The sequence below is a fragment of the Sulfitobacter faviae genome, assembly GCF_029870955.1.
GTDB classification, from domain to species: domain Bacteria; phylum Pseudomonadota; class Alphaproteobacteria; order Rhodobacterales; family Rhodobacteraceae; genus Sulfitobacter; species Sulfitobacter faviae.
Window position 1 is genome coordinate 229,367 of sequence record NZ_PGFQ01000001.1, and the last position, 24,497, is coordinate 253,863.

Annotated in this window: 22 protein-coding genes, 4 tRNA genes and 3 pseudogenes; 18 read left to right on the forward strand and 11 right to left on the reverse strand. The window is 63.6% G+C overall.

Annotation, left to right across the window (positions count from 1 at the left end; genetic code table 11):
* Positions 1–43 precede the first annotated feature (43 nt).
* A tRNA-Leu gene (locus CUR85_RS01210) sits at positions 44–129 on the reverse strand.
* A gap of 220 nt (positions 130–349) precedes the next feature.
* Here CUR85_RS01210 and CUR85_RS01215 point away from each other — a divergent pair.
* The 5 genes and pseudogenes from CUR85_RS01215 (at position 350) to CUR85_RS01235 (ending at position 4,141) form a co-directional block, all read left to right on the forward strand.
* Complete coding sequence (locus tag CUR85_RS01215) at positions 350–1,030, forward strand: DsbA family oxidoreductase (RefSeq protein ID WP_067261248.1); 681 nt, start codon at positions 350–352, stop codon at positions 1,028–1,030.
* A gap of 45 nt (positions 1,031–1,075) precedes the next feature.
* Positions 1,076–1,755 (forward strand): annotated as a pseudogene (lipB, locus tag CUR85_RS01220) (lipoyl(octanoyl) transferase LipB).
* Positions 1,756–1,941: 186 nt separating this feature from the next.
* Positions 1,942–3,615, forward strand: a complete 1,674-nt coding sequence (gene ctaD / locus CUR85_RS01225) for a cytochrome c oxidase subunit I (protein WP_067261244.1) — start codon at positions 1,942–1,944, stop codon at positions 3,613–3,615.
* 220 nt (positions 3,616–3,835) lie between these two features.
* Positions 3,836–3,910 (forward strand) — tRNA-Gly (locus CUR85_RS01230).
* A 156-nt stretch (positions 3,911–4,066) separates the two neighbouring features.
* Positions 4,067–4,141 (forward strand) — tRNA-Gly (locus tag CUR85_RS01235).
* Between the two features lie 248 nt (positions 4,142–4,389).
* Here the strand turns inward: CUR85_RS01235 and rlmB are convergent.
* Positions 4,390–5,166, reverse strand: coding sequence for a 23S rRNA (guanosine(2251)-2'-O)-methyltransferase RlmB (rlmB, locus tag CUR85_RS01240; RefSeq protein ID WP_067261243.1), 777 nt, complete (start codon positions 5,164–5,166; stop codon positions 4,390–4,392).
* A gap of 113 nt (positions 5,167–5,279) precedes the next feature.
* Between rlmB and CUR85_RS01245 the strand changes: the two genes are divergently transcribed.
* Positions 5,280–5,363: transfer RNA gene (locus tag CUR85_RS01245), tRNA-Tyr, on the forward strand.
* Positions 5,364–5,605: 242 nt separating this feature from the next.
* Here CUR85_RS01245 and CUR85_RS01250 read toward each other — a convergent pair.
* Positions 5,606–6,172 carry a hypothetical protein gene (locus CUR85_RS01250; RefSeq protein ID WP_169306071.1) on the reverse strand — a complete coding sequence of 189 codons (567 nt, stop codon included), beginning with the start codon at positions 6,170–6,172 and terminating at the stop codon, positions 5,606–5,608.
* 92 nt (positions 6,173–6,264) lie between these two features.
* Between CUR85_RS01250 and CUR85_RS01255 the strand changes: the two genes are divergently transcribed.
* Positions 6,265–7,269, forward strand: a complete 1,005-nt coding sequence (locus tag CUR85_RS01255) for a ligand-gated ion channel (RefSeq protein ID WP_067261241.1) — start codon at positions 6,265–6,267, stop codon at positions 7,267–7,269.
* 76 nt (positions 7,270–7,345) lie between these two features.
* Positions 7,346–8,638: an O-acetylhomoserine aminocarboxypropyltransferase/cysteine synthase family protein gene (locus tag CUR85_RS01260; RefSeq protein WP_067261239.1), complete on the forward strand. Its 1,293-nt coding sequence runs from the start codon at positions 7,346–7,348 to the stop codon at positions 8,636–8,638.
* Between the two features lie 51 nt (positions 8,639–8,689).
* Here CUR85_RS01260 and CUR85_RS01265 read toward each other — a convergent pair whose 3' ends face one another.
* A complete protein-coding gene (locus CUR85_RS01265; protein WP_067261238.1) occupies positions 8,690–9,391 on the reverse strand; it encodes an SIMPL domain-containing protein in 702 nt (233 codons plus the stop codon).
* Positions 9,392–9,542: 151 nt separating this feature from the next.
* Between CUR85_RS01265 and CUR85_RS01270 the strand changes: the two genes are divergently transcribed.
* The 4 genes from CUR85_RS01270 to CUR85_RS01285 all read left to right on the forward strand — a co-directional run bounded on the left by CUR85_RS01270 (position 9,543) and on the right by CUR85_RS01285 (position 12,353).
* The gene (locus tag CUR85_RS01270; RefSeq protein WP_280321146.1) at positions 9,543–10,094 is read left to right on the forward strand and encodes a hypothetical protein; all 552 of its coding nucleotides are present in this window, start codon (positions 9,543–9,545) and stop codon (positions 10,092–10,094) included.
* 11 nt (positions 10,095–10,105) lie between these two features.
* Complete coding sequence (locus tag CUR85_RS01275) at positions 10,106–10,570, forward strand: hypothetical protein (protein WP_280321148.1); 465 nt, start codon at positions 10,106–10,108, stop codon at positions 10,568–10,570.
* 218 nt (positions 10,571–10,788) lie between these two features.
* Positions 10,789–11,682 carry a hypothetical protein gene (locus tag CUR85_RS01280; protein WP_280321150.1) on the forward strand — a complete coding sequence of 298 codons (894 nt, stop codon included), beginning with the start codon at positions 10,789–10,791 and terminating at the stop codon, positions 11,680–11,682.
* Positions 11,683–11,726: 44 nt separating this feature from the next.
* The gene (locus CUR85_RS01285; RefSeq protein WP_280321152.1) at positions 11,727–12,353 is read left to right on the forward strand and encodes a hypothetical protein; all 627 of its coding nucleotides are present in this window, start codon (positions 11,727–11,729) and stop codon (positions 12,351–12,353) included.
* A 62-nt stretch (positions 12,354–12,415) separates the two neighbouring features.
* On the opposite strand, the gene hppD is transcribed toward CUR85_RS01285, so the two are convergent.
* Positions 12,416–13,510 carry a 4-hydroxyphenylpyruvate dioxygenase gene (gene hppD / locus CUR85_RS01290; RefSeq protein WP_067262490.1) on the reverse strand — a complete coding sequence of 365 codons (1,095 nt, stop codon included), beginning with the start codon at positions 13,508–13,510 and terminating at the stop codon, positions 12,416–12,418.
* Between the two features lie 137 nt (positions 13,511–13,647).
* Here hppD and CUR85_RS01295 point away from each other — a divergent pair, with 137 nt between their 5' ends.
* Together CUR85_RS01295 and CUR85_RS01300 are read left to right on the forward strand one after the other, a co-directional pair.
* Complete coding sequence (locus CUR85_RS01295) at positions 13,648–14,103, forward strand: Lrp/AsnC family transcriptional regulator (RefSeq protein ID WP_067262495.1); 456 nt, start codon at positions 13,648–13,650, stop codon at positions 14,101–14,103.
* A gap of 18 nt (positions 14,104–14,121) precedes the next feature.
* Positions 14,122–16,034 (forward strand): annotated as a pseudogene (locus tag CUR85_RS01300) (monovalent cation:proton antiporter-2 (CPA2) family protein).
* A gap of 35 nt (positions 16,035–16,069) precedes the next feature.
* On the opposite strand, the gene cobT reads toward CUR85_RS01300, so the two are convergent.
* Positions 16,070–17,083, reverse strand: a complete 1,014-nt coding sequence (cobT, locus tag CUR85_RS01305) for a nicotinate-nucleotide--dimethylbenzimidazole phosphoribosyltransferase (RefSeq protein ID WP_067262485.1) — start codon at positions 17,081–17,083, stop codon at positions 16,070–16,072.
* Positions 17,084–17,162: 79 nt separating this feature from the next.
* Between cobT and CUR85_RS01310 the strand changes: the two genes are divergently transcribed.
* Both CUR85_RS01310 and cobS read left to right on the forward strand, forming a co-directional pair.
* Positions 17,163–17,339, forward strand: coding sequence for a hypothetical protein (locus CUR85_RS01310; RefSeq protein WP_280322896.1), 177 nt, complete (start codon positions 17,163–17,165; stop codon positions 17,337–17,339).
* Complete coding sequence (gene cobS / locus CUR85_RS01315; protein WP_485129814.1) at positions 17,327–17,968, forward strand: adenosylcobinamide-GDP ribazoletransferase; 642 nt, start codon at positions 17,327–17,329, stop codon at positions 17,966–17,968. The genes CUR85_RS01310 and cobS overlap by 13 nt, the downstream gene beginning before the upstream one ends.
* Positions 17,969–18,019: 51 nt before the next feature.
* Here cobS and CUR85_RS01320 read toward each other — a convergent pair whose 3' ends face one another.
* The 5 genes and pseudogenes from CUR85_RS01320 to CUR85_RS01340 all read right to left on the reverse strand — a co-directional run bounded on the left by CUR85_RS01320 (position 18,020) and on the right by CUR85_RS01340 (position 23,173).
* A complete protein-coding gene (locus CUR85_RS01320; protein ID WP_007120274.1) occupies positions 18,020–18,532 on the reverse strand; it encodes a CarD family transcriptional regulator in 513 nt (170 codons plus the stop codon).
* A gap of 313 nt (positions 18,533–18,845) precedes the next feature.
* On the reverse strand, positions 18,846–19,181 hold the full coding sequence (gene fdxA, locus CUR85_RS01325; RefSeq protein WP_067262482.1) for a ferredoxin FdxA: 336 nt from the start codon (positions 19,179–19,181) through the stop codon (positions 18,846–18,848).
* A gap of 51 nt (positions 19,182–19,232) precedes the next feature.
* Complete coding sequence (locus tag CUR85_RS01330) at positions 19,233–19,616, reverse strand: RNA-binding S4 domain-containing protein (protein ID WP_067262480.1); 384 nt, start codon at positions 19,614–19,616, stop codon at positions 19,233–19,235.
* Positions 19,617–22,600, reverse strand: a pseudogene (locus tag CUR85_RS01335) (helicase-related protein).
* 15 nt (positions 22,601–22,615) lie between these two features.
* Positions 22,616–23,173, reverse strand: a complete 558-nt coding sequence (locus CUR85_RS01340; RefSeq protein WP_067262476.1) for a tetratricopeptide repeat protein — start codon at positions 23,171–23,173, stop codon at positions 22,616–22,618.
* A 74-nt stretch (positions 23,174–23,247) separates the two neighbouring features.
* Here CUR85_RS01340 and CUR85_RS01345 point away from each other — a divergent pair, with 74 nt between their 5' ends.
* Together CUR85_RS01345 and CUR85_RS01350 are read left to right on the forward strand one after the other, a co-directional pair.
* On the forward strand, positions 23,248–23,538 hold the full coding sequence (locus tag CUR85_RS01345) for an SCP2 sterol-binding domain-containing protein (protein ID WP_067262473.1): 291 nt from the start codon (positions 23,248–23,250) through the stop codon (positions 23,536–23,538).
* Positions 23,538–24,485, forward strand: a complete 948-nt coding sequence (locus tag CUR85_RS01350) for an alpha/beta fold hydrolase (protein WP_067262467.1) — start codon at positions 23,538–23,540, stop codon at positions 24,483–24,485. The genes CUR85_RS01345 and CUR85_RS01350 overlap by 1 nt, the downstream gene beginning before the upstream one ends.
* The last annotated feature ends 12 nt before the right edge of the window (positions 24,486–24,497 follow it).

The following is a 24,497-nucleotide window of genomic DNA, read 5'->3' on the forward strand; positions in this document are numbered from 1 at the left end:
TCTTTCAGGGGGTCCGACCATTGCTCTGCATTGCAAAGCATGGTGGTGCGGTCGGAGAGACTCGAACTCTCACGGGTGTTACCCCACAGCGACCTCAACGCTGCGCGTCTACCATTCCGCCACGACCGCACGCCATGGTTGGTGGGCGGGGTTTAGCCAAAGACCAAGGGCTTGTGAAGAGGCAATCAGCAAATTTTTTCAATGCGTTTCAGAAAGCGGGTTCAGCCCCCGATTTTCCGCAGCCGCAACCCCGATCACAATCCCCTTACCGCCCTGCAATCTGACGGCTCAGCCGTTGAAAGCGCGCGTTCGGCGGGCCATCTGTGACGCAAGCAAGAAGGAACACGCCATGCCCGCAGATACCGCCACCCCCACAGATACCCCCACCGTACAGATCGACATCGTATCGGATGTGATGTGCCCTTGGTGTATCGTGGGCTACAAGCAACTTGAGCAAGCGCTCGGCGCGGTTGGCGTCGGCGCTTTCTTGCGTTGGCACCCCTTTGAATTGAACCCGCAGATGCCAGCCGAAGGCCAGAACATGGCCGAACATCTGGCCGAGAAATACGGCTCCACCCCTACCCAATCGGTCGAGAATCGCAAACGGCTGACGCAGATGGGCCAAGATTTGGGCTTTACCTTCAATTTTTCCGACGACACGCGGATGCAAAACACCTTTGCCGCGCATCAACTGCTGACATGGGCGCAGGTCCAAGGGCTGCAACACCCGCTGAAGATGGCCCTGTTCGACGCGCATTTCACCCAAGGGCGCAATGTGAACGATACCGATGTGCTTGCCGATGTGGCGGCCTCCGTCGGGTTGGACCGGGATGAGGCGCTGGAGGTGCTCCGCAGCCGCAGCTTTGCCGAACAGACCCGCGAAGCGCAGCAATTCTGGACTTCGCGCGGCATCTCTGGCGTGCCGTCGATGATTTTCGAGGGCAAATACCTGATCACCGGAGCGCAGGGAGCTGAAAACTACGCCCAACTCCTGCGCAAGGTCTTGGAGGAACGCGACGCCGCCGCCTGACCGGCGCCTCTGGCGGTGCGGCGCGGGTCTTGCTAAGGCATCCCCATGGTTGAATGGATCATCACCGACGGCTTGACCGATTACCGCAGCGCCGAGGCGTGGATGGAGGCGCGTGCCACCGCCATCGCCGCCGGCGAGGCCGAGGAATGCATCTGGCTGGTCGAACATCCCCCGCTCTACACCGCCGGCACCTCGGCGCGGGCCGAAGACCTAACGGAGCCTGACCGCTTTCCTGTCTACCCCACCCGGCGCGGCGGGCAGTATACCTATCACGGGCCGGGCCAGCGTGTCGCCTATGTCATGCTCAACGTCGCCGCCCGGGGCGCGATGTGCGCTGTTTCGTGCGCCAGCTCGAAAATTGGGTCATTGCCACATTGGATCAGTTCAACCTGCGCGGCGAAATCCGCCCCGGTCGCGTCGGCGTTTGGGTGCAACGGCCCGAGAAACCCGCCCAGCCCGATGGCAGCCCCGCAGAAGACAAGATCGCCGCCATTGGAATCAGGCTGCGCAAATGGGTCAGCTTCCACGGCATCAGCATCAATGTGGAGCCTGACCTCAGCCATTTTGGCGGCATCGTCCCCTGCGGCATCACGAACCACGGCGTGACCTCACTGGTCGATCTGGGCCTGCCCGTCACGATGGACGATGTCGATCTCGCCCTGCGCGCCACCTTTGATGAGGTCTTTGCCAGCGCCCCCACAGGCAGTTGCGACATCACCCCCTAACAGCAGCAAAGCACGCGCCAAGCACCCCAAAGGCCGGATTTTACGGCGATCGCCACAGCGCAAAAAATACCCACCCTGCGACCATCGCGCCCATTGCCCCCGCGAGACGGTCGCTCTAAAACGGGCGCGACACCGCATGTGCCGCCTATGGCGCCATGTGTCCAATTCATTTGCAGGAGGCACCGCATGGCAGACGCAGCCATTCACGGCCAAGATCATCACGACGACCGGGGGTTCTTTACCCGGTGGTTCATGTCCACCAACCACAAAGATATCGGTATTCTGTACCTTATCGTCTCGGCCTTGGTCGGTCTTATTTCGGTGGCATTCACCGTCTACATGCGCCTCGAGCTCATGGATCCGGGCGTTCAATACATGTGTATGGAAGGCGCGCGTTTCATCGCGGATAGCTCTGCCGCCTGTACGCCAAACGGCCACCTGTGGAACGTGCTGATCACCGGCCACGGCATCCTGATGATGTTCTTCGTCGTGATTCCCGCGCTCTTCGGCGGTTTCGGCAACTACTTCATGCCGCTGCAAATCGGCGCGCCGGACATGGCCTTCCCGCGGATGAACAACCTCAGCTTCTGGCTCTATGTCGCGGGCACCACCCTCGCGGTTTGCTCGCTGCTGACACCCGGCGGCAACGGCCAGCTCGGCTCCGGCGTGGGCTGGGTGCTCTACCCGCCGCTTTCGGTCCGCGAAGCGGGCATGTCGATGGACTTCGCGATCTTCGCGGTGCACGTCTCCGGCGCTTCCTCGATCCTCGGCGCGATCAACATGATCACCACCTTCCTGAACATGCGTGCCCCCGGCATGACCCTGTTCAAAGTGCCGCTCTTCGCTTGGTCGATCTTCGTTACAAGCTGGCTGATCCTCCTGTCCCTGCCGGTTTTGGCGGGCGCGATCACCATGCTCTTGATGGACCGCAACTTCGGCTTCGCCTTCTTCGACCCCGCAGGCGGTGGTGACCCGATCCTCTACCAGCACATCCTGTGGTTCTTCGGCCACCCCGAAGTCTACATCATCATCCTGCCGGGCTTCGGCATCATCTCCCACGTCATCGCGACCTTCTCGCGCAAACCGGTCTTCGGCTACCTGCCGATGGTCTGGGCGATCATCGCGATCGGCGCATTGGGCTTCGTCGTCTGGGCGCACCACATGTACACCGTGGGCATGACCCTGAACCAGCAGGCCTACTTCATGCTGGCCACCATGGTCATCGCGGTGCCAACGGGGGTGAAGGTCTTCAGCTGGATCGCCACCATGTGGGGCGGCTCCATCGAGTTCAAAACCCCGATGCTCTGGGCCTTCGGCTTCCTGTTCCTCTTCACCGTCGGTGGCGTCACCGGCATCGTGCTGAGCCAGGCCGCCGTGGACCGCGCCTACCATGACACCTACTACGTCGTGGCGCACTTCCACTACGTGATGTCGCTCGGCGCCGTCTTCGCCATCTTCGCGGGCATCTACTTCTACCTGCCCAAGATGACGGGCCGCATGTACCCTGAATGGGCCGGCAAGCTGCACTTCTGGGCGATGTTCATCGGTGCAAACCTGACCTTCTTCCCGCAGCACTTCCTGGGCCGTCAGGGCATGCCGCGCCGCTACATCGACTACCCTGAGGCATTCGCCTACTGGAACCAGTGGTCCTCGATCGGCGCCTTCCTCAGCTTTGCCTCCTTCCTCTTCTTCTTCGGGGTGATGGCCTACACGCTGACCCGCGGCGCACGCTCCACCGCAAACAACCCGTGGAACGAATTCGCGGATACGCTGGAATGGACCCTGCCCAGCCCGCCGCCCGAACACACGTTCGAGCAGCTTCCGAAACAGGAAGACTGGGACAAGCAGCACAGCCACTAAGTTGACCCAAACCACAAAGGCCCCGCTCTCCCGCGGGGCCTTTTCTTTTGCCCCCACTCCTCTGACAGCCGCCCCCTCCCCCTCCAACTTCATCCTTTCTCAAATACCCTCGGGGGTCCGGGGCAGAGCCCCCGCCTTACGCAAATTTTTCCACCAGAAACCACATTTCCCTCTTGAAGCCCCCCGCCCCAATAGGTATCTCGCCCTCACCAGACGGTAAGCGGGCGTAGCTCAGGGGTAGAGCATAACCTTGCCAAGGTTAGGGTCGGGCGTTCGAATCGCCTCGCCCGCTCCATCTGGACTTCACAGGGTCGCATCTTCGGATGCGGCCCTTTGTGTTTTTCGGCCCCCAAAACCACCGCGAAAAAAATTTCCCCGCGACGCTTAGATCGCTTCATTTCCCCCTTGCAGCCCCCTGCGGGAATGGGTATTCCCCCCTCACCAACCGGATGCGGGCGTAGCTCAGGGGTAGAGCATAACCTTGCCAAGGTTAGGGTCGGGCGTTCGAATCGCCTCGCCCGCTCCAGGTTGATCCTACCACCCCGTAGGAAACGCAAAGCCGCCCTTCGGGGCGGCTTTTGTGTATCTAGCCGCAGAAAAAAACGCCCCATGATGAACACGGGGCGTAAGGTACGGAACGAGGGACAGTAGGTGGCCGGCAGGCGTTCCGGGCCTGCGGTCACCCTTAAATTTAGGAAGCCTTGGCCGTTTTCAAAGGGGCCGGGCCCGGCCGCCCCGCCCCTTGCTCGGATTTAAGCCAGTTCTTGCCGATTCTCAGCCGCCCACCCGGCTGGCATAAAGCGCGATGGCCGCCGCGTTAGAGACGTTGAGCGAGCCGAATCCGCCCGCCGCATCGATCCGCACCAGTGCGTCTACGGTCTCGCGGGTCTTCTCACGCAGCCCAGGCCCCTCGGCCCCCAGAACAAGCGCCACGGGGCGGTCACGGCGGCCCTCTACGGCCTCCTCGATGGTCTGCGTGGCCTCGCCATCGAGCCCCAGCACCAGATAGCCCATCTCCTGCAGGGCGCGGATCGCATCGGCAAGGTTGCGGACCCTCAGATAGGGCTGCCGCTCCAGCGCGCCGCTGGCGGTTTTTGCCAGCGCCCCGGTCTCGGGCGCGGAATGATGTTTGGTGCCGATGACCGCCGAGGCGCCAAGCACTTCGGCAGAGCGAAGAATCGCACCAACGTTATGCGGATCGGTCACCCGGTCGAGCAGCAAGAGCCGCGGCGCGGAAGCACCGATGGCCACATCTTCCAACCGGCCCCAGTTCAGCGGCTTCACCTCCAGAACGGCACCTTGGTGGACCGAGTTCGGATCGAGCGGCGGGCGGAACTTGCGCGGGTCCACGACCTGCGGCGTGATTCCCGCCTCGGCGATGGCCTCTTCCAGCTTCGCCTGCGCGTTCGGCGTGACCATCAACTGCAATTTTTCACGCCGCGGGTTCATCAACGCATCGCGGACCGCATGCAGGCCGAACAGCCAGACCGTCTGCGCCGCTTCGGCCTTCTTGTCCTGCTCTTTTTGCACGACCCATTTGGGTTTCTTCATCTCTTTATCCTTTCGTGCGATTTCCCCAAGATTTCTCAGGAATTCGCCTTGACGCTTCTTTGGCTCGCTTGTAATCACGCCCCCACGTCAGGTGCAATGCACCGGGACAAAGTGGGCGACAGGCCGCAAGGTGTGGCAGGGGACTGTAACTCCCTCGCGGAGACGCACGCCTGGTTCGATTCCAGGGTCGCCCACCACTTTCTCCCCCCTATTTTCAGACATCGTAACATGCTGGCGCCGAGCGGATGGCCACCGATCGATCCCCCGGATCGATCCTGCGCGGGATAGCCATGTGGCAGGGCCCGCCTGCGGCTCCCTCGCGGAGACGCACGCCTGGTTCGATTCCAGGGTCGCCCACCACTTTCTCCCCCTCGCGATAGTTCGTATGCGCAGTTAAGGCGCGTTCGTGGCGACCGATCAAAGCCGGGCCCGAAGGCTATCACGGGATCAGCACACCGCTCCGCAAAAAACCCTCAATCGCCATTCCCAAATCGTCGTAAACCAGTTGAACCCGAACCCTCTCAACCGACCCGAGGTCAAACACCAGGTAAGGCTGCGGATCCCCCTCCAGAGCCGCATTCGGCGTCGGCAATGAATCGTGGCAGGGCGGCATCGGCAGATTCCGCATCGGCGCGTCGTTCACCGCGATTGCCATGGCGGCCAGCCCGCAGCGCCAGCTCCACAGGTGGGTCACATAGAGGAAGTCTCGCCCATCATACTCTCGCACGGCGATCCAATTCCCGCGGGTGGCGTTCAGGATCGGACGCACCTCTGCGGCGGTGGTGAAACGGCCCGTGGGCGTCTGGTCTTCGGCGACCAAGCCGGGGGGCACGGCATCCATGTAGAACGCAGGCGGCGGGGCCGCGGGCGCCGCCGGGCTGGCCGGGGCTGCGGGGCGTGCCGGAGCCTGCACCGTCATCGGCGCATCCGGTCGGCCTACCCCGTCCGAAGGCGCAGAGTGGCCGCCCAAGCTGATCACGATCACGGCAAAGACAAAATCGAACATTCGAACCCCTTTCGCAGGCCGCTCAAATTGCTGGCTTTTGCCGACAGAGCCCTGCCCCTATACTGGTCGAAAACCAAAGGCCGCAGTTAAGTATGACACGCAATTCGCGTATCCCGCAAATTTTCAACGTCGTCATTGTGGGCCAAGAGGGGCGGCTGGCCTATGAGGCGCTGCTCTTCGCCGCCTCCCTGCGCCATTCCTGCCCGGAGTTCCAAGGTCGTTTGCTGATCGCCGAGCCGCAGCCCGGCCCGCTTTGGGACAGTGACCCGCGCATCACCGACAGCGCGCTGCGCGAGGCGCTGAACGAGCTTGGGGCGGAGTTCGTCCCCTTTGACAATCAGCATTTCGGCAGCACCTACCCCAATGGCAATAAGATCGAGATGCTCAGCGCCCTGCCCGCGGGCGAACCCTTTGTTTTCTTTGACACCGATACGCTGATCACCGGCGATCTGTCGGCGGTGCCGTTTGATTTCAACCGCCCCTCGGCCTCTCTCAAACGCGAGGGGACATGGCCCGAGCCGCAGCTATACGGGCCGGGCTATAGCGCATTGTGGAAGTCGCTTTACGACAAGTTCGGCCTCGACTTCGCCAGCAGCCTCGACCTGAGCCAACCGGATGAATATTGGCGGCGTTATCTCTATTTTAACGCAGGGTTCTTCTACTACCGCTGTCCGCAGGAATTCGGCGATCTCTTTCTGCGCTACGCGCTGGCGGTGCGCGACGCTCCTCCGGTCGAGCTTTGCGCGCAGAGCTTTGACCCTTGGCTCGACCAAATCGTGCTGCCGCTGGTGATCCACGCCCTTGGCGGCGGGCGGGGCACCCTGCCTTCTGGGCTGTTGGATGGCACGGTCTCCTGCCACTATCGTTTTCTGCCCCTGCTCTACGCGCGGGAGAGCGATCATGCCATCGAGGTGCTAGAGGCCATCACCGCCCCCAACCGAATGAAAAAGCTGCTCAAGCAGCGCGATGCGATCAAGCGGATGGTCTATCAGGGCCGCGGGGCCAAGGTGCGCGCGCTTTTCGATCAAGACAACCTGCCGCGCCGCGAACAGGCGATCCGCAACCGGATCAAATCAAACGGTTTCTGGATGCGCTGAGCCCCGCCTGCCCCGTTGTCTGGACGGGTCTTTGCGCCTAGGCTGCGCGGGAACCATTTTCTGAGAGGACAGACCAATGGCCGACAGCCCCACCCCACATTTCGACACGCTGCAAATTCACGCAGGCGCCAGCCCCGACCCGGCCACCGGCGCGCGGCAGACGCCGATCTATCAGACCACGGCCTATGTCTTTCGCGATGCCGATCACGCGGCGGCTTTGTTCAACCTTGAGGAAGTCGGCTATATCTATTCGCGCCTGACCAACCCCACCAACGCGGTCCTGCAAGAGCGTATTGCCACGCTCGAAGGCGGCGTCGGTGCGGTCTGCTGCTCATCGGGTCATGCGGCGCAGATCATGGCGCTGTTCCCGCTGATGGGGCCGGGCAAGAATATCGTCGCCTCTACCCGTCTCTATGGCGGCACGGTCACGCAGTTCAGCCATACGATCAAACGCTTTGGCTGGTCCTGCAAATTCGTCGACTTCGACGATCCGCAGGCCGTGGCCGATACGATCGACGACGACACCCGCGCGGTCTTTGGTGAGGCCATCGCCAACCCCGGCGGCTATATCATGGATGTGCGCGCCATTGCGGATGTAGCCGATGCGGCGGGCATTCCGCTCATCATCGACAACACCAGCGCCACGCCCTACCTCTGCCGCCCTATTGAACACGGCGCGACGCTGGTGGTGCATTCGACCACAAAATACCTCACCGGCAATGGCACCGTCATGGGCGGCTGCGTCGTGGATTCGGGCAAGTTCGACTGGTCTGCCAATGACAAATTCCCCTCCCTCAGCCAGCCTGAGGAAGCCTATCACGGCATGAAGTTCCACGAGACCTTCGGCCCCATGGCCTTCACCTTCCACGGCATCGCCATCGGGCTGCGCGATCTGGGGATGACGATGAACCCACAGGCGGCGCATTACACGCTCATGGGGATCGAAACCCTGTCGCTGCGCATGGAGCGGCATGTGCAGAACGCGGTGAAGGTGGCCGAATGGCTCGAACAGGACGACCGGGTTGAGTATGTGACCTATGCCGGGCTGGAATCCTCGCCCTATCATGAGCGGATGCAAAAGGTCTGTCCCAAGGGCGCGGGCGGGCTTTTCACCTTTGCGGTCAAGGGCGGCTATGACGCCTGTGTGAAACTGGTCAACAGCCTTGAGATCTTTAGCCATGTGGCGAACTTGGGCGATACGCGCTCGCTGATCATTCACTCGGCCTCTACCACCCACCGGCAACTGACGGCAGAGCAGCAGGAAGCGGCGGGGGCCGGTCCGGGTGTCGTGCGCATCTCCATCGGGACGGAGGACGCCGACGATCTGATCGCCGATCTCGATCAGGCACTGGCCAAAGCGACCAGCTAAACCACCTTCCCCCGCCGATCACCTCGGCGGGGGTTTTCCATCCGCGGCAGCTTACTGCCCCGGGGCAATCGCAAAGGTCATCGACACCTGCGCCCGCACCTCGACCTCGCCTTCGGCCACGGCGCTGTCCATCGCCATCCCCATACGGGCGGATTCAAACATCTTGGGCTGCGCGTGGGAGTTTTCGGTCATGCGGATCAGCGTGCCGAGCTCCACCCCTGCCGCCTCGGCCAACTGCCGCGCGCGTTCGGTGGCATCCGCAACGGCGGCCTTGCGTGCCTCGGCCAGCGCATCTTTCGGGTCTTGAAGTCCGAAGTCCAACCCGTTGAAATCATTCGCACCCTCGTCGATCACCGCATCCATCATCGCGCCCAAGCGGTCCAGATCACGCACTTTGACCGTCACGGAGTTGCCCGCCTGATAACCGGTGATGCGCGGCGGCTGGCCGTTCTCATTCGCGCGGCGGTCATGCAGCGGGCGCAGGTAGAAACGGCTGGTCTGGCGGTCCTTCGCCGCGACGCCCTGCGCGTCGAGCTGGGTCAGGATCGCGCTCACGGCGGCATTCACCCCGTCCATCGCGGCCTTGGCGGTTTCGGCCTCTTCGGTCACGCCCAGAGTGATCGTCGCCATGTCGGGCGCGGCGGCGATGCTGCCTTGGCCGGTGACGATAATCCCCTCTTCCGGTCCCTGCTGGGCCGAGACCAATCCGGCCCCCGCCATCCACGCCAGCGCCACCCAATTCATCAGTCGCATGTTCGTTCCTTTCCGTGCATCAATGCGCCGCCATTTGCCCATCGCGGCCCGGTTCTGACAAGCACCCGCACGGTGCGCACCCTTCCCTTGGGCGAACTCCTGCTCTATCCTTCGCGATGACTGCGGCGCGTCTGTAAGTGCGCCCGACCCCATGCTAAAGTCGACCGCGATGAAGCCGAATTTTACCCTCTCCCTGTCGTTCGACGGCATTCGTTTGCTCCACCGCACATCGGGCGGATGGCAGCTTGTTGGTGAAGTGGCGCTCGACAGCGCCGATCTGGCGGCGGAACTGGCGGTCTTGCGCAAAACCGCCACGGCGTTGGAGCCCGGCGGGCTGCGCAGCCTGCTGTTGATCCCCGACGCGCAGATCAAATACCTTACCCTCGACACGCCGGATATGGACCCCGCCGCCCGCCGTGCGGCAGCGGCAGAGGCGCTGGAGGGGGCCACGCCCTATCCGGTTTCCGATCTGGTGTTCGATGTGCATGCCGATGGCGGGCAGAGCCATGTGGCCGCCGTGGCCCGCGAGACCTTGGACGAAGCCGAAGCCTTCGCCGTGGAGCATCGTTTCCACCCGGTCAGCTTTGCCGCCGCCCCGGCCAGTGAAAGCTTCGATGGCGCGCCGCACTTCGGCATGACGAAAGCCGCGTCAGACCTGCTGGAACCCGGCGAAACCGTGGAGCCTGAGACGGCCCCATCGTGATTTCCGGCGTGATGAACGCGCCCGAAGGGCCGGTCGTGGACACGGATGAGACGCCCCCCGTGGCCGAGCCTGAACTTGCCGCTACACCGGAAGAGACCCCGCCGCCGGTAGAGGAAGACCTGCCGGAGTTGGGGTCGACCGAGGACGCTTCGGAAGCCTCCCCCTCGTTGGAGCCAACCCCCGAAGACACGCCACCGCCCTTGGACGAAGACCTGCCCGCCTTGGACGCTGCGACGGAAACGGAGGCGACGGAAGACCCGGCAGAGGCCGAGCTGGCCCCACTCCAGAGGAAACCCCACCGCCGTTGGCAGAAGACCTGCCCGCGTTGGAGCCCCCGCGCCAAGCGAGGAACCGGAAGAGACGGAGGCGGACGCGCCGCCCGCCCCCACGGGCAGCGTTGCGGCATCCGCAGCCCCCCTTGCGGCGGCGGCCAGCACGCAGACCGCGCCGCAGCCCGAGCCTTCGCGCAAGGTTGATTTCTCGGCAACGCCCTCGCGCAGCGCCCCTGCCGCCGGTTTCGCAAGCCGCCGTGGCGGATCAGACAACGCGCCCAGCCTTGGCGGCGCGAGCCGGGAGGCACCCCCGCCCCCCCCCGCCTGCCGCCAAAGCGGAACCGACGCCCGCGCCCGCCCCCAGCACAGCCTCCCTGCCCGTCGGCGCACCTTCGCCCGCCGCGGCCCCGCTTGCGCCGCAGATGCCCGTCGAACCGGCCACCGCCGCCGCCGCCGCGACGGAAGCCGCAGCCCCCCAGCCCGACAGCAGCTCGCTGACGCCCGAGACGACCACCTCGACCGGCACCTTCCTCAGCCGCCGCAAACCCAAAGCGTCGAAAGACCGCCGGACCGCCCCTGCCAGCCCCGCCGCGGCCACCCCGACATCAGAGGCCGAGCGGATGACCGTTTTCGGCGCGCGCCGCCGGAACGAAGTCGGCGGCAAGCCGCGTTTCCTTGGCCTGATCCTGACAGCGGCGCTTTTGGTCTTCTTGGCCGGTGTCGCGGCTTGGGCCTCGATCTTCCTCGACGAGGGCAGCGCGCTTTCGCGGCTCTTTGGCGACCGCAGCCCGCGCAGCACAGCCGAAGCCTTGGCCCCTGCGGAAACCCCTGAGGTCGAAAATGACATCGCCGTTTTGCCCCCCGAACCGGCAGAGCCTGACGCGATAGAAACCGCCGCCTTGGACGCTGGTCTGACCGACGAAGACGGTGCCGTCCTCGACGCGCTGCGCGACCCTGAGCCGCGCCCCCTGTCAGAGATGACCGAGGCCGAGATCGACGCCAAATATGCCACCACCGGCATCTGGGCCCGCGCCCCGGACGTGCCCCCGGCCCCGGCAGCGGCGATTGATATCGACGATCTCTACCTCACCAGCATCGACCCGATCAGCAGCACGACAGACGCCGTGGCCCTGCCGCCCGCCGATGGGTTCGGCACCGACATCGCCCCCGGCGCGGTCAGCTCTCCGGCGGCGGCGGGCACGCGCTTTGCGCTGGACGCGCGCGGCTTGGTCAAACCCACGGCGCAGGGGGCGCTCAGCCCCGATGGCCATTTGGTTTACCTCGGACGCCCCGCCGTGCAGCCCCCGCCACTCTGACCCGGCCCGAAGCCGAACCGGCCGAGCCCGAGGTCGACAGCGCCTTGGCCGAGGTCCGGCCCCGTCTGCGCCCCGACGATTTGGCAGAGACGACCGAACGCGCCCAGCTTGGCGGGCTGACACGGTCCGAATTGGCCGATCTGCGCCCGCAACTGCGGCCCAAATCCGTTCAAGAAATCGCTCAGGAAGCGCTCGCCGCTGCCACGCCTGAGCCCGAGGTCGCCCCCATCGACACCAGTGGCGCGGTCGCCGCCGCCCTCGCCACGCCGCCCGCAATCCAAAACGCGACGAAACAGGCCACAACCCAGTCGCGCCGCCCCGATACCCGGCCCCGCAATTTCGACCGGATCGTGAAACGCGCCGCCCGCCGGGCCGCGCCTGCACAGGTCGCGAGCGTGGCACCCAAGGCCGTGCAGCCGCGTTTCCCCTCGAAGACCTCCGTGGCGAAACAGGCCACGGTGAAGAATGCGATCAACCTGCGCGACGTCAATCTGATCGGCGTCTATGGCAAGCCCTCGAACCGCCGCGCTCTGGTTCGGCTCAGCAACGGGCGTTATCAAAAGGTTGAGGTCGGCGACCGGATCGACGGGGGCCGCGTCTCGGCCATCGGCGATAGCGAGCTGCGCTATGTGCGCCGGGGTCGGAATGTCGTGCTGAAGATGCCGAACTAGGTTTCAACACAAAAAAGGGACGCCGCAGCGCCCCTTTTTCCCTCCCCCGGATGTACTTCTGATTAGGTGGCCTCAAGCTCGCCATTGTCGATCTGCTCTTGCTCGATCGATTCAAAGAGCGCCTTGAAGTTGCCCTCACCGAAACCATCGTCGCCCTTGCGTTCGATGAACTCAAAGAAGATCGGCCCGATCACGGTTTTCGAGAAAATCTGCAACAGGATGCGCGTCTCGCCGCCGTCGACCACACCTTCGCCGTCGATCAGGATGCCGTGTTTCTGCATGCGGTCCAGCGGCTCTTCGTGGCCGGTCACCCGCTCTTTCGACATCTTGTAATAGGTCTCAGGCGGCCCGGGCATGAACTTCAGCCCATTGTCGGCAATCGCATCGGTGGCGTCATAGATGTTGCGCGCACCAACGGCGATATGCTGGATGCCCTCACCGTTGTATTTCTTGAGATAGGCCACGATCTGCCCGGTTTCGCCTCGGTCTTCGTTGATCGGGATGCGAATGCGCCCGCAGGGCGAGGTCAGCGCGCGGCTGGTGAGCCCCGTATATTTGCCCTCAATGTCGAAGAAGCGGATTTCGCGGAAGTTGAACAGGTCGCCGTAGAACTTGAACCAGACGTCCATATTGCCCTTGTGCACGTTGTGCGTCAGGTGGTCGAGGTAGTAGAACCCCACGCCCTCGGGTTTCGACTTGGCGATCCAGTCGTATTCCCAATTGTAGGGCGAGGTATCGTAATATTGGTCGACGAAATAGATCAGCGAGCCGCCGATGCCCATGATCGCGGGCACGTCGAGCACCTTGCCATCGCCCTTATATTCCTCGGCCCCATTGGCCACCGCGTGCGCCAGCGCCTTTTGCGCATCCACGACGCGCCAGCCCATGGAGGGGGCGCAGGGGCCGTGCTCTTCGACAAAACGCGCGGCAAAGCTCTCGGGGTCGTGGTTCAAGACGTAGGTGATGTCGCCCTGCTGCCAAAGCTCGATCTTCTTGGTCTTGTGGTTGGCGACATGGGCATAGCCCATTTTGGTGAAGACATCGCGCAGCGCCTGCGGGTCGGGGCTGGCAAATTCGACAAACTCGAAACCATCGGTGCCGGCGGGGTTCTCTGCCGTGATCTGCGATTTCGGGGCGTCATGCGGGAAAGGGCCCATGTCAGTCTCCTCTGCTTTGGGATTTGCCCCAGTCTACGCCGCAACCGCCGCGCGAATTGCGCGTATCGCAGCATTCAACTGGTCAATTTCGCACAAGCGACGCATACTACCTCCAAACCATGCGGAGATCGCGCATCATGCTCGATGAGATCGACAGGCGGCTGCTAACGGCGCTGCAAAAGAACGCCCACCTCACGGCGCAGGAGTTGGGACAAGAGCTGAACCTCTCCCCCAGCCAAGCGGGGCGCAGGCGTCAGCGGTTGGAGGTCGAAGGCTACATTCGCGGCTATCACGCGCGGCTTGATCCGGTGCGGATGGGGCTGAACGTGCAGGGCTTCGTGCAGGTCCATCTGGGCACCCACGGGCCGGAACATTCGGCAAGCTTTGCCCGGCTCATGGCCACCCGTCCCGAGATTGTGAGCGCATGGACGATGACGGGGGATGCGGACTACCTCCTGAGGGTCTATTGTGACGATCTGCCGAGCCTGAACAGGCTCATCCACGACGTTCTTCTGCCCCATCAGGCCGTGAGCCGGGTGCATAGCCAGATTGTCATGGATCAACTGAAACAGGACGGGCCATTGCCCACCTGACTCTGAAAGAGGACCGCAATGGAAGGTTTCCTGTTCCAAGCCTCCGTCTATCTGGCCGCCGCGGTGATTGCCGTGCCCATCGCCGCGCGATTGGGGCTGGGGTCGGTGTTGGGCTATCTGGCGGCGGGCATTCTGATCGGGCCGGTGCTGGGCCTCGTCGGGTCCGAGACGAAGGACGTGCAGCATTTCGCGGAATTCGGCGTTGTGATGATGCTCTTCCTGATCGGGTTGGAGTTGGAGCCGCGCGCGCTCTGGGACATGCGCCACCGTCTGCTGGGCTTGGGGGGCTTGCAAGTGCTGCTGTCGACGGCGGCACTCATGGCCATCGCCATGGCTTACGACCAGCCGTGGCGCGTGGCGCTGGCAATCGGGCTGACGCTGGCGCTGTCCTCGACGGCCATCGTGTTGCAAACCCTTTCGGAAAAGGGGCTGATGCGGACCCAAGGGGGCGCTCCGTCTTCTCTGTCCTGCTGACGCAGGATATCGCAGTGATCCCCATCCTCGCCTTCCTGCCGCTGCTGGCCACGGGCATTCCGGGCGGGCTTTTGCCCGATGGGTCCATCTCGCTCGACCCTGAGGCGGTGGAGAATGCCCATCACGGGGCCGAGGGCAGCCACGCAGGCGACGTCGCCCATGCCGCGCAGACCTTCGTGCAAAGCCTGCCGGGCTGGGGCGTTACGCTGGTTACTATCGGAGCGGTCGCCGCGATCATCCTCGTGGGCATCTACCTGACCCGTCCGGTGTTCCGCTACATCCACCTCGCCAAGCTGCGCGAGATGTACACCGCGCTGGCGCTGCTGATCGTGGTGGGGATTTCCTCGCTGATGACCGTGGTCGGTCTGTCGCCCGCGCTCGGCGCCTTTCTGGCGGGCGTGGTGCTTGCCAGCAGCGAGTTCCGCCATGAGTTGGAAACCGACCTCGAACCTTTTAAGGGGCTGCTCTTGGGGCTGTTTTTCATCACCGTGGGGGCGGGCATCAACTTTGTCCTGCTGTTCGAAAAACCGCTGATCCTGATCTGCATGGCGCTGTTGGTCATCATCGTCAAAGCGCTGATCCTGATGGTACTGGGCCGCCTCTTCCGCCTCAAAGGCCGCGACGGTTGGCTTTTCACGCTGGCGCTGGCGCAGGCCGGGGAATTTGGTTTTGTGCTGGTCAGCTTTTCCCTCGCCACCGGCGTCATGCCCGACCCGATTGGCGAGACGCTTTTGCTGGTCGTGGCCCTAACCATGCTGATCACGCCGCTGCTTTTCATCCTGCACGACCTGATCAGCCGACGCCTTGACGACGGCGGCCCCGTCATCGCCGATGAGATCGACAGCAGCGGCCCGGTGATCATCGCGGGCGTCGGTCGCTTTGGCCAGATGGTGAACCGGATGGTCCAAGCCAGCGGATTTCAAACCGTCGTGCTGGACCACAACCCCGAGACCATCGCCGTCATGCGGCGCTTTGGCTTCAAGGGGTTTCTGGGCGATCCGACGCGGCCCGACATCCTGCGCAAAGCGGGGCTGCAAGACGCCAGCGTCTTGGTGGTGGCCCTTGATGACCCGAAATCGGCAGTCACTCTCATCTCCTACGCGCGGAAAGAGAACCCGAACCTGCATATCGTCAGCCGCGCGCGCGACCGGGAGGAGGTCTACCGCCACTATCAGGCCGGGTCGAATGACATCGTGCGCGAAATGTTCGACAGCTCGCTTCGGGCCGGGCGCTATGTGTTGGAAAACATGGGGCTTTCAGATTTCGAGGCGAATGAGGCACAAAAGCTTTTCTACGCCCACGACCGGGTCTCGGTCCGGGAATTGGCGGCGCTTTGGCGGCCCGATGTGCCGCCCTCGCAAAACGCCGCCTATGTGGCCCGGGCGAAGGAGTTGCAGAAGGATTTGGAGACCGCCTTTCTCAATCTTGGCGAAGACAAGGGCAAGGAAAGCGCCTGAACCGGGCAGCCCTTTGGGGGGCCGCCAGCACAGCCCTATGCGTCGCTGACGCCCGCTTCGGCGAAGGTGGCCATGCCCGCGTGACAGGCAAGCGCGGTCTTGAGGATGCCAATCGCCAAGCCCGCGCCAGAGCCTTCCCCCAGACGCAGGTTCAACTCCAGCAGCGGCTCCTTGTCCAACGCGCCCAAGAGCCGCCGGTGACCACTTTCCGCGCTGAGATGCCCCGCGACGCAGTGATCCAGCGCGCCGGGTGCCGTGCGCGCGAGGCTGAGCGCGGCGGCACAGCAGATGAAACCGTCGAGGATCACCGGGATGCGCAAGGCCCGCGCCCGCGCCAGTGCTCCGGCCATCGCGGCCAATTCCCGCCCCCCGAGGCGGCGCAGGGCCTCTAGCCCATCGCCCTTGTCCGCATGCAGGGCGACCCCCTCGGCCACGACCTCGGTCTTCAGTGACAGGCCCGCGTCATCCACCCCGGTGCCGCGTCCGGTCCAAAACTCCGCCCCGCCGCCCAAAAGCGCCGTGGCAAGTGCCGCCGCCGAGGTGGTGTTGGCGATGCCCATCTCACCCACGACAAGCAGATCGGCCTCGGGATTGACCGCCTCCCAGCCCGCCCGCAGCGCCTCGACGAATTCGTCTTCCGCCATCGCGGGCGCGACGGTGAAATCCTGGGTGGGCCTGTCCAAGGACAGCGGCACCACGTCGAGGCTCGCGCCATTGACCCGTGCGATCTGGTTAATCGCCGCCCCGCCCTGTTCGAAGTTCGACACCATCTGCGCCGTCACCTCTGCCGGGAAGGCCGAGACGCCCCGCGCGGCGACCCCGTGGTTGCCTGCAAACACGATGATCTGGGGCGCGGCGATCTCGGCCCGCGCCCCGCCGCGCCAGCCGCGATACCAGACGGCGAGATCCTCCAACCGGCCAAGCGCGCCGGGGGGTTTGGTCAGCATGGCGTCATGCGACCGCGCCTCTGCCATCGCCGCGTCGTCGCAGGCGGGCATCGCACGCAGCAGGCTGCGAAATTCGGTAAGACTGGCGAAAGACGTGTTCATATGCGGCCCTTTGCGGATTGATATTCAATCGTTTCTAGCCTTAGCCTGTCGGCGCTGAAAGTGCCGAAGGGGCGAAATAATGGCCATTCCCGACATCACCGCCCTGAGGCAGGCCTTCCGGCCCCGCGACATCGCCGTGGCCTTTGCCTTGCTGACCCGCCTGCCCCTGCCGCATTTCCATTTCCCGACCGAGCCGCACCGCCCCCGGCCCGCAGCGCTTGGGCCTATCCGCTGGTCGGGATCGTGCTGGCGCTGATTGCCGGGGCCGTCGGTGTGGCGCTGACGCGCTTAGGCGCGACGCCGCCGCTGGTCGCCGCCTTCGTGCTGCTGACACTCGTGATGCTAAGCGGGGCGATGCATGAGGATGGCCTCGCCGATTGCGCCGATGGGTTCTGGGGCGGCTGGACCCGCGAAAAGCGCCTGAAGATCATGAAAGACAGCGTGATCGGCACCTATGGCGTTGTGGCGCTGGTGCTGTCGCTTTTGCTGCGTTGGTATCTCATCAGCGAATTGATCACAGATGAGGCGCTGATCTGGGCGCTGGTCGTCGCCTCCTGCGCATCGCGGGCGGCGATGGTCTGGGTGATGGACAGCCTGCCCACCGCCCGCCGCGATGGGCTGTCTGACCGCACGGGCCGCCCCGGGGAATTGGCGACGGCGGTGGCGGTGCTGATCGGCGTGGTCGTGATCGTGCTGGCGCCGGATTATTCCGCATGGCGCTTGGCGCTTTTGGCGCTGCTTGCCGCATTGGTGGTCCGCCAGATCGCCAAACGCAAGATCGGCGGACAGACCGGCGATGTCTTGGGCGCGACCCAACAGGTGACCGAAATCGCCCTGCTGACTGGTTGCCAGATGATGGCCTACGGCTGGCAGGCCATTCCATAAAAAAACCGCGCCCCCGGAAGGGACGCGGCCTTATCTTAAATTGTGCCCCGCTTAAGCGGCCACACGGCTTTCCAGCACATCGCCGACCTGCTTTGCGGCAGCGAGTTCATCGCCGCCCGATACGGCGGCCACTTCACGGGTCAGGCGCTCAAGCGCTGCTTCGTAAAGCTGACGCTCGGAATAGCTCTGCTCGCGCTGGTCGTCGGTGCGGTGCAGGTCGCGCACGACCTCGGCAATGGCAATCAGATCGCCGGAGTTGATCTTTTGCTCATACTCCTGCGCGCGGCGGGACCACATGGCGCGCTTAACCTTGGCCTTGCCCTTGAGCGTCTTCATCGCGTGGTTGATTACATCGGGCGTCGACAGGGCGCGCATGCCGATTTCGGTCGCCTTATGGGTCGGCACCCGCAGGGTCATCTTGTCTTTTTCAAAGGAAATTACGAAGAGCTCCAGCGCGATGCCGGCAACTTCCTGCTCCTCAATCGAGACGATCTGCCCCACGCCATGCGCAGGGTAGACGACGAATTCATTGGGGCGGAAATCAAGCTTTTTCGATTTGGTCATATAGATCGCTCCTTGGCGCGCGGGGGAATCCCCGCCATTAACTCAGACACCTGAACAGCACGTAAAACGCATGCGAAGCGCAGCCTGAGCGGTCTGCGTTCGGGTGCGTTTGAGTTAGAAATGTGAGGTCAACCTTGGCAGCAGGGTCGAAACATTATCAGGCTCGTGTGTTACAGCTTGAAGACACTATAGCACAGAATCACGCCTTTCGGAAGCGCCCCCGAGCCGCCATCGGCGGTTTCCCGGTCAATTCAGCGGGTTAACACCTAAAGTTGAGGTCACAGAGGCGCAACAAAGCGCGAATCGCCGTGCCTTAGCCGCCCTCGCCCGGTTTTTCCGAGAAGAGCTCCATCTTGCCCTCTTTGCCATCCATCTCTTCCGCTTCGGGCAGCGGGTCTTTCTTGGTGATGATGACAGGCCAAAGTTCGGAATACTTGCGGTTGAACTCCACCCATTTCTCCATATCCGGCTCGGTGTCCGGACGGATCGCATCGGCGGGGCACTCAGGCTCGCAAACGCCGCAATCGATGCATTCATCGGGGTGGATCACCAGCATGTTCTCGCCTTCATAGAAGCAGTCCACCGGGCACACTTCGACGCAGTCGGTGTATTTGCAAGCGATGCAGGCGTCATTCACAATATAGGTCATGCGGAAACTCTGGCTGGATATGTGAGGGACTAGCTAAACCGGAGCGCGGGATCATTCAAGGTGGCGCGCCTTAGAAAGATCAAGCTGCCTGCGGTCGCGCTTGGTCGGGCGGCCCTTTCCCTCAAAACCGGGATTTTCGGGCTGTCTGTCCTTTGATTTGGGCTGCGGCGGGGACAGATCGGTGTAGAGCGTCTGCGCTTCGGGGGCCGGGCCGCGGCGATGGCCGATCGCCTCGATGCGGATCACCCGCACATGGTTGCCTTGCGGAAAGGTTAGCACATCGCCGGGGCCGACGTTGCTGGCGCGTTTCTGCGTCGGCGTGCCGTTGATCCGAACCGCGCCGCCCGCCACCTGCGCGGCAGCGAGCGAACGGGTCTTGAAAAAGCGGGCGTGCCACAGCCATTTGTCCAGCCGCAGTTTCGCGCCCGCCTCCACTTACTTGTCGTCCTTCAGCCCCATCAGCGCGGCGGCAAAGGGGTTGTCAGGGTCGATCTGCTTTTCCTTGCGCGGAGGACGGGCCGAGAAGTTCTGCGACTTGCCGCCTTTGTCACCGCCGGGCTTGCGCCCCTTGCCCTTGGCAGGTTTGCCACGCGGCTTGCCCTGCCCTTGGTTGCGATCCCCGCCGCGACGGTTGCCACCGCCATTGCCACGCGGGCTCCGGGCCCATGTGAAGATGTAATAGGTCTCCATCTCCGGCCCGGCGACATCGGCGTCGGGCGCGGTGCCCTGCGGGATTTCTTCCGCTGGCACTTCGGGGATGTTGGTGTCGACCTCAGGCTCTTCGGAGGCCACATCGGCCATGGGCGCGATGCCATCGTCGGGCATCTGCGCCACATCCGCAGGGCGGTCATCGGGGTTAGTCTCATCCGAAGGGGTTTCGATGATACCGCCTGCAGGTTCATCGGCGGCGACATCCATGATCGGCTTGTCGGCCGCGTCGTCACCGGGCAGATCGCTGTCAATTTTCTCGGGCACCACGGTATCGGCGGAGGGGGCCATCGCGTCATGGCTGCCGTCTTTGGGCATCACCACATCGACGGGTTTCACCTTGGTCCGCTCATCCTTCTCGGCCTTGTAGCCCAGACCTTCCATCAGGTCGGCGAATTGCTCAAGCGTCATGCCGGTGATCGACAGCATGTCAGGCTTGGCCTCGAACCCACCGCGCGAATCTTCGGCCCGCAGCATATCGGCGAGACGTTCCAGCATGTCGATGCGGATCGCGCGTTTGCCGGCGTTGCGGTAGCCCGACATGGTGTCGGCCCCGGCGGGTGCCTCGGCTTCAACCGGAATGGTCACCAGACCGGGAGGGGGGATTCAGGGAATTCGTTCAGCCCTTTGGCCAGCGACCAGAGCACCAGACGCAACCGCGTCGGCGCGGGTTTGAGCATTAGCGGCATAAAGATGGTAAACTGGCCGAACCGGATGCCATGTTTGCGCAGCGCACCGCGGGCGTCTTGATCCAGCGCCTTCACATCCTCGGCCACTTGGGCGCGGGGCAGAATGCCGAAATTCTCAACCAGTTGGAAGGCAAAGCCACGGGCCAGCCCAGTCAACGTGTCATCCTTGCTCAGCCCCAGAAGCGGCTCGAACAGGGCCGCGACCTTGCGGTCGATGAAGTGCTGGAGGCGGCGTTTCACCTTCTCGGCCACTTCAGGCCCGGCGATATCGTCGACAAAGACTTCGACCTGCGGCTTCAGCGCGTCGCTGCCAGCGGTCAGTTTGCCCACCGCAGCGCTGCCCCACATGAGGCCGCCCTGTTCGGTGAAGTCAATCTCGGTGTCCGGGGCGTTGTAGAACCGGTCGGCGCGCAGATGGAACTGCGGAGCCAAGGCCTGCAATGCGGCGGTTTTCACCGTTTTGTCTTCAGCCGCACCCGCGCCCTTGTCCACCCGAAAGCGGAACCCGTCCAGCTTGCCTACAAATTCACCTTCAACGGTGACTTCACCGGTCTCGTTTACATCGGCCACCATGGCTTCCTTCTGTCCAAGCCGGCGCAGCAATACACTTGTGCGCCGATCTACAAATCTTTGAGTCAAACGCTCATGCAGAGCGTCCGACAAGCGGTCTTCTACGACACGCGTCGTGTCGCGCCAATGGCTTTCGTCCTTTGTCCAGCCCTTGCGCTGCGCAACGTAGGTCCATGTGCGAATAAACGCGAGTCGTTTGGACAACGCATCAATGTCGCCATCGGTTCGATCAATTCGTTTGATTTGTCGTGCGAGCCAATCATCGGGGATATATCCGCGCTGGTGCAGATCGTTGAAAATGGTCTCGAGCAGCCCCGCATGTTCCGCATGGCTGATGCCGCGGAAATCGGGAATGCGGCAGACATCCCACAGGAGCCGCACCGAAGCGCCATCCGTGGCCCGGGCAAACACCTCATCCACCTGCGCCAGCGCCTTGAGTGCCCTCAGATCGTCGGATTCCCGCGCCCTGACCAGCCGCTCGTCTTCGGGCGGCATTTCCAAGGTCCTGATCAGGCGGTCAATGCTGCCGAATTGCAAAGCGTGGTTGCGCCAGTTGATCTTGTTCTGCGGGGTAAAGTTGTGATCCATGATCGCGCGGGCAACGTGATCGTCCAGCGCAGGCGCGTCCCCGGTGGTGCCAAAGGTGCCAGATTTGAACCCGCGCCCTGCCCGGCCCGCGATCTGCGCCAGTTCATTCGGGGCCAAGGGCCGCATCCGCCGCCCGTCGAATTTGCTGAGCGCCGAGAAGGCCACATGATCGACGTCAAGGTTCAACCCCATGCCGATGGCATCGGTGGCGACCAGATAGTCGACCTCTCCGTTCTGATACATCGCCACCTGCGCGTTGCGCGTGCGCGGAGAGAGTGCGCCCATAACCACCGCCGCACCGCCCTTTTGGCGGCGGATGAGCTCGGCGATGGCATATACATTCTCAACCGAAAAGCCGACGATTGCGCTGCGCGGCTTCATCCTGCTTATCTTTTTCTGACCTGCATAGATCAATTCGCTCATCCGGTCGCGGCGCATGAAATCGACCCCCGGAACCAGCGCCGCGATGGTGCCGCGCATGGTGTCGGCCCCCATGAACAGCGTCTCATGCAGGCCCCGCGCGCGCAGCAGACGGTCGGTAAAGACATGGCCACGCTCGGGATCGGCGCAGAGCTGGATCTCGTCGATGGCCACGAAATCCGCACCCATCTCCTGCGGCATCGCCTCGACAGTGCACACCCAATACTGCGTGCGCGGTGGCACGATCCGCTCTTCGCCCGTGACCAGCGCCACCACCGAGGGACCGCGCGCCTTGACGATCCGGTCATATACCTCACGCGCCAAAAGCCGCAGCGGCAGGCCGATTACCCCGGTCCGATGGGCCAGCATCCGTTCGATTGCATAGGTCGTCTTGCCGGTATTTGTCGGGCCGAGAACGGCCACGACGCGCTTGTTGCCTGCCACCTGTCTATCCTTGAATTAAAGCTCGCGCCCGATGCCGTCCCGGCGCAGCCCTTCAAGGGCCGCGCGGGCGTCTTCGTGATGCGGGTTGAGGGCGAGCGTCTTGCGGTAAAGTGCGGCCGCGCGGCCCAGATCTCCGAACTCCTGTATCATCACGGCAAGGCCGAAGATCGCATTGTAATTGTCGGGGTTCAGCGCCAGCGTCCGCTCTAGATCATCCAGCGCGGGGCCATAGAGATCGGCCCCGTAATAGGCCTGCGCCCGGGCATGGAACCCTTCGGCGAATCCGGGGGCGTGATCGGTCAGCGCGGTCAAATGCTCGATCGCCAAACGTGCATCGCCATCCGCCATCGCCTCCCGCCCCCGCGTCAGCAGCAAATCCATCGCAGCCGAACCGGAGCGCTGCCAATGCGCCTCGATCTCATGGGCGATTCTGGGGGCCTCCTCCGCCGGGGCCTCGCGCAGCTTTTGCATCAGCTCGGGCGGGGCCTTCTCGGCCACGGCCATGCCCGCAAGCAACACAAAGCTACCAACTGCCGCAACGGTATGTTTGAGGTTGACGGGTATGATGCGCATAACAAAACTGAATGTAACAGGCTGCCGCCGCAATTCCAGACGTAGCGGGGCCAAATGCCAAAAAAGGGCGAGCGATGAGCGATATTGTGAACGAAGCGGTAGTGGTGCTGAACGAAAAGCTGGCCGGCAGCGATTTTGACGGCACGGCCAAGTTCGACATCGAAGGTGAAGGCACCGTGATGATGGACGAAAACGGCGCCCGCGCGGCGGACGAAGAGGCCGACGTGACGCTGAGCGCGGATGCCGAAACCTTCCAGTCCATCCTCGAAGGCGACACCAACCCCACATCCGCATTCATGACCGGCAAGCTCAAGATCGACGGCGACATGGGCATGGCGATGAAGCTCGCCGCTGTTCTCGGCTGATGCATCTGGACCCGGCCCCGCTCTACACCGATATCGCCCCCGGCCCCGATGGGGGCCAAGCCCATTGGGCTGAGACATCGGATGGCAAGCGGATCAGGCTGGGTCATTGGCCCTGCGCAGGCGCGCGGGGCACGGTGCTGCTCTTCCCGGGGCGGACTGAATATATCGAAAAATACGGGCTTTGCGCCGCCGATTTCGCGCGGCGCGGCCTTGCCACCATGGCGATCGACTGGCGCGGTCAGGGTCTGTCGGACCGGCTGTTGCCAGATACCCGCATCGGCCATGTGGATGTGTTCAGCGACTATCAAAAAGACGTTGCCGCCATGCTGCGCGCCGCGCGCAGCCTGAACCTGCCGCGCCCCTATTTCCTGCTGGCCCATTCCATGGGCGGCTGCATCGGCCTGCGTGCCGTGATGGAAGGGCTGCCGGTGCAGGCCGTCGCCTTCACCGGCCCGATGTGGGGCATCTATGTCGTCCCGCATCTGCGCGCGCTGGCGTGGTCCTTGGCGCAATTCATGCCCCGCGTCGGACAGGGCCACCGCTTGCCGCCGGGCACCAAGATCGAAGCCTACCCTGCCATCGCCCCTTTCGAGGACAACCTGCTGACCACCGATCCGCAGATGTACGACATGATGCGCGATCAACTGGCCGCCCACCCGGAGCTAAGCCTCGGCGGCCCGAGCTTCGTCTGGCTGCGCGAGGCACTGGCCGAGACGAAACACCTCGCCGGACGCTCCGCGCCCAACATTCCCTGTATCACCTACCTTGGCAGCAACGAGCGTATCGTCGCCACCGACCGCGTCCACAAGCGCATGGCGCAGTGGAAAGGCGGGCGGCTTGAGATCGTACCGGGCGGCGAGCATGAGGTGCTGTTGGAGAGGCCCGAGTTGCGCAAGCCGATCTTCGACGGGCTGGAAAAGCTCTATCTGGGCAATATCACCGGTTAACCCCGCGCCTTA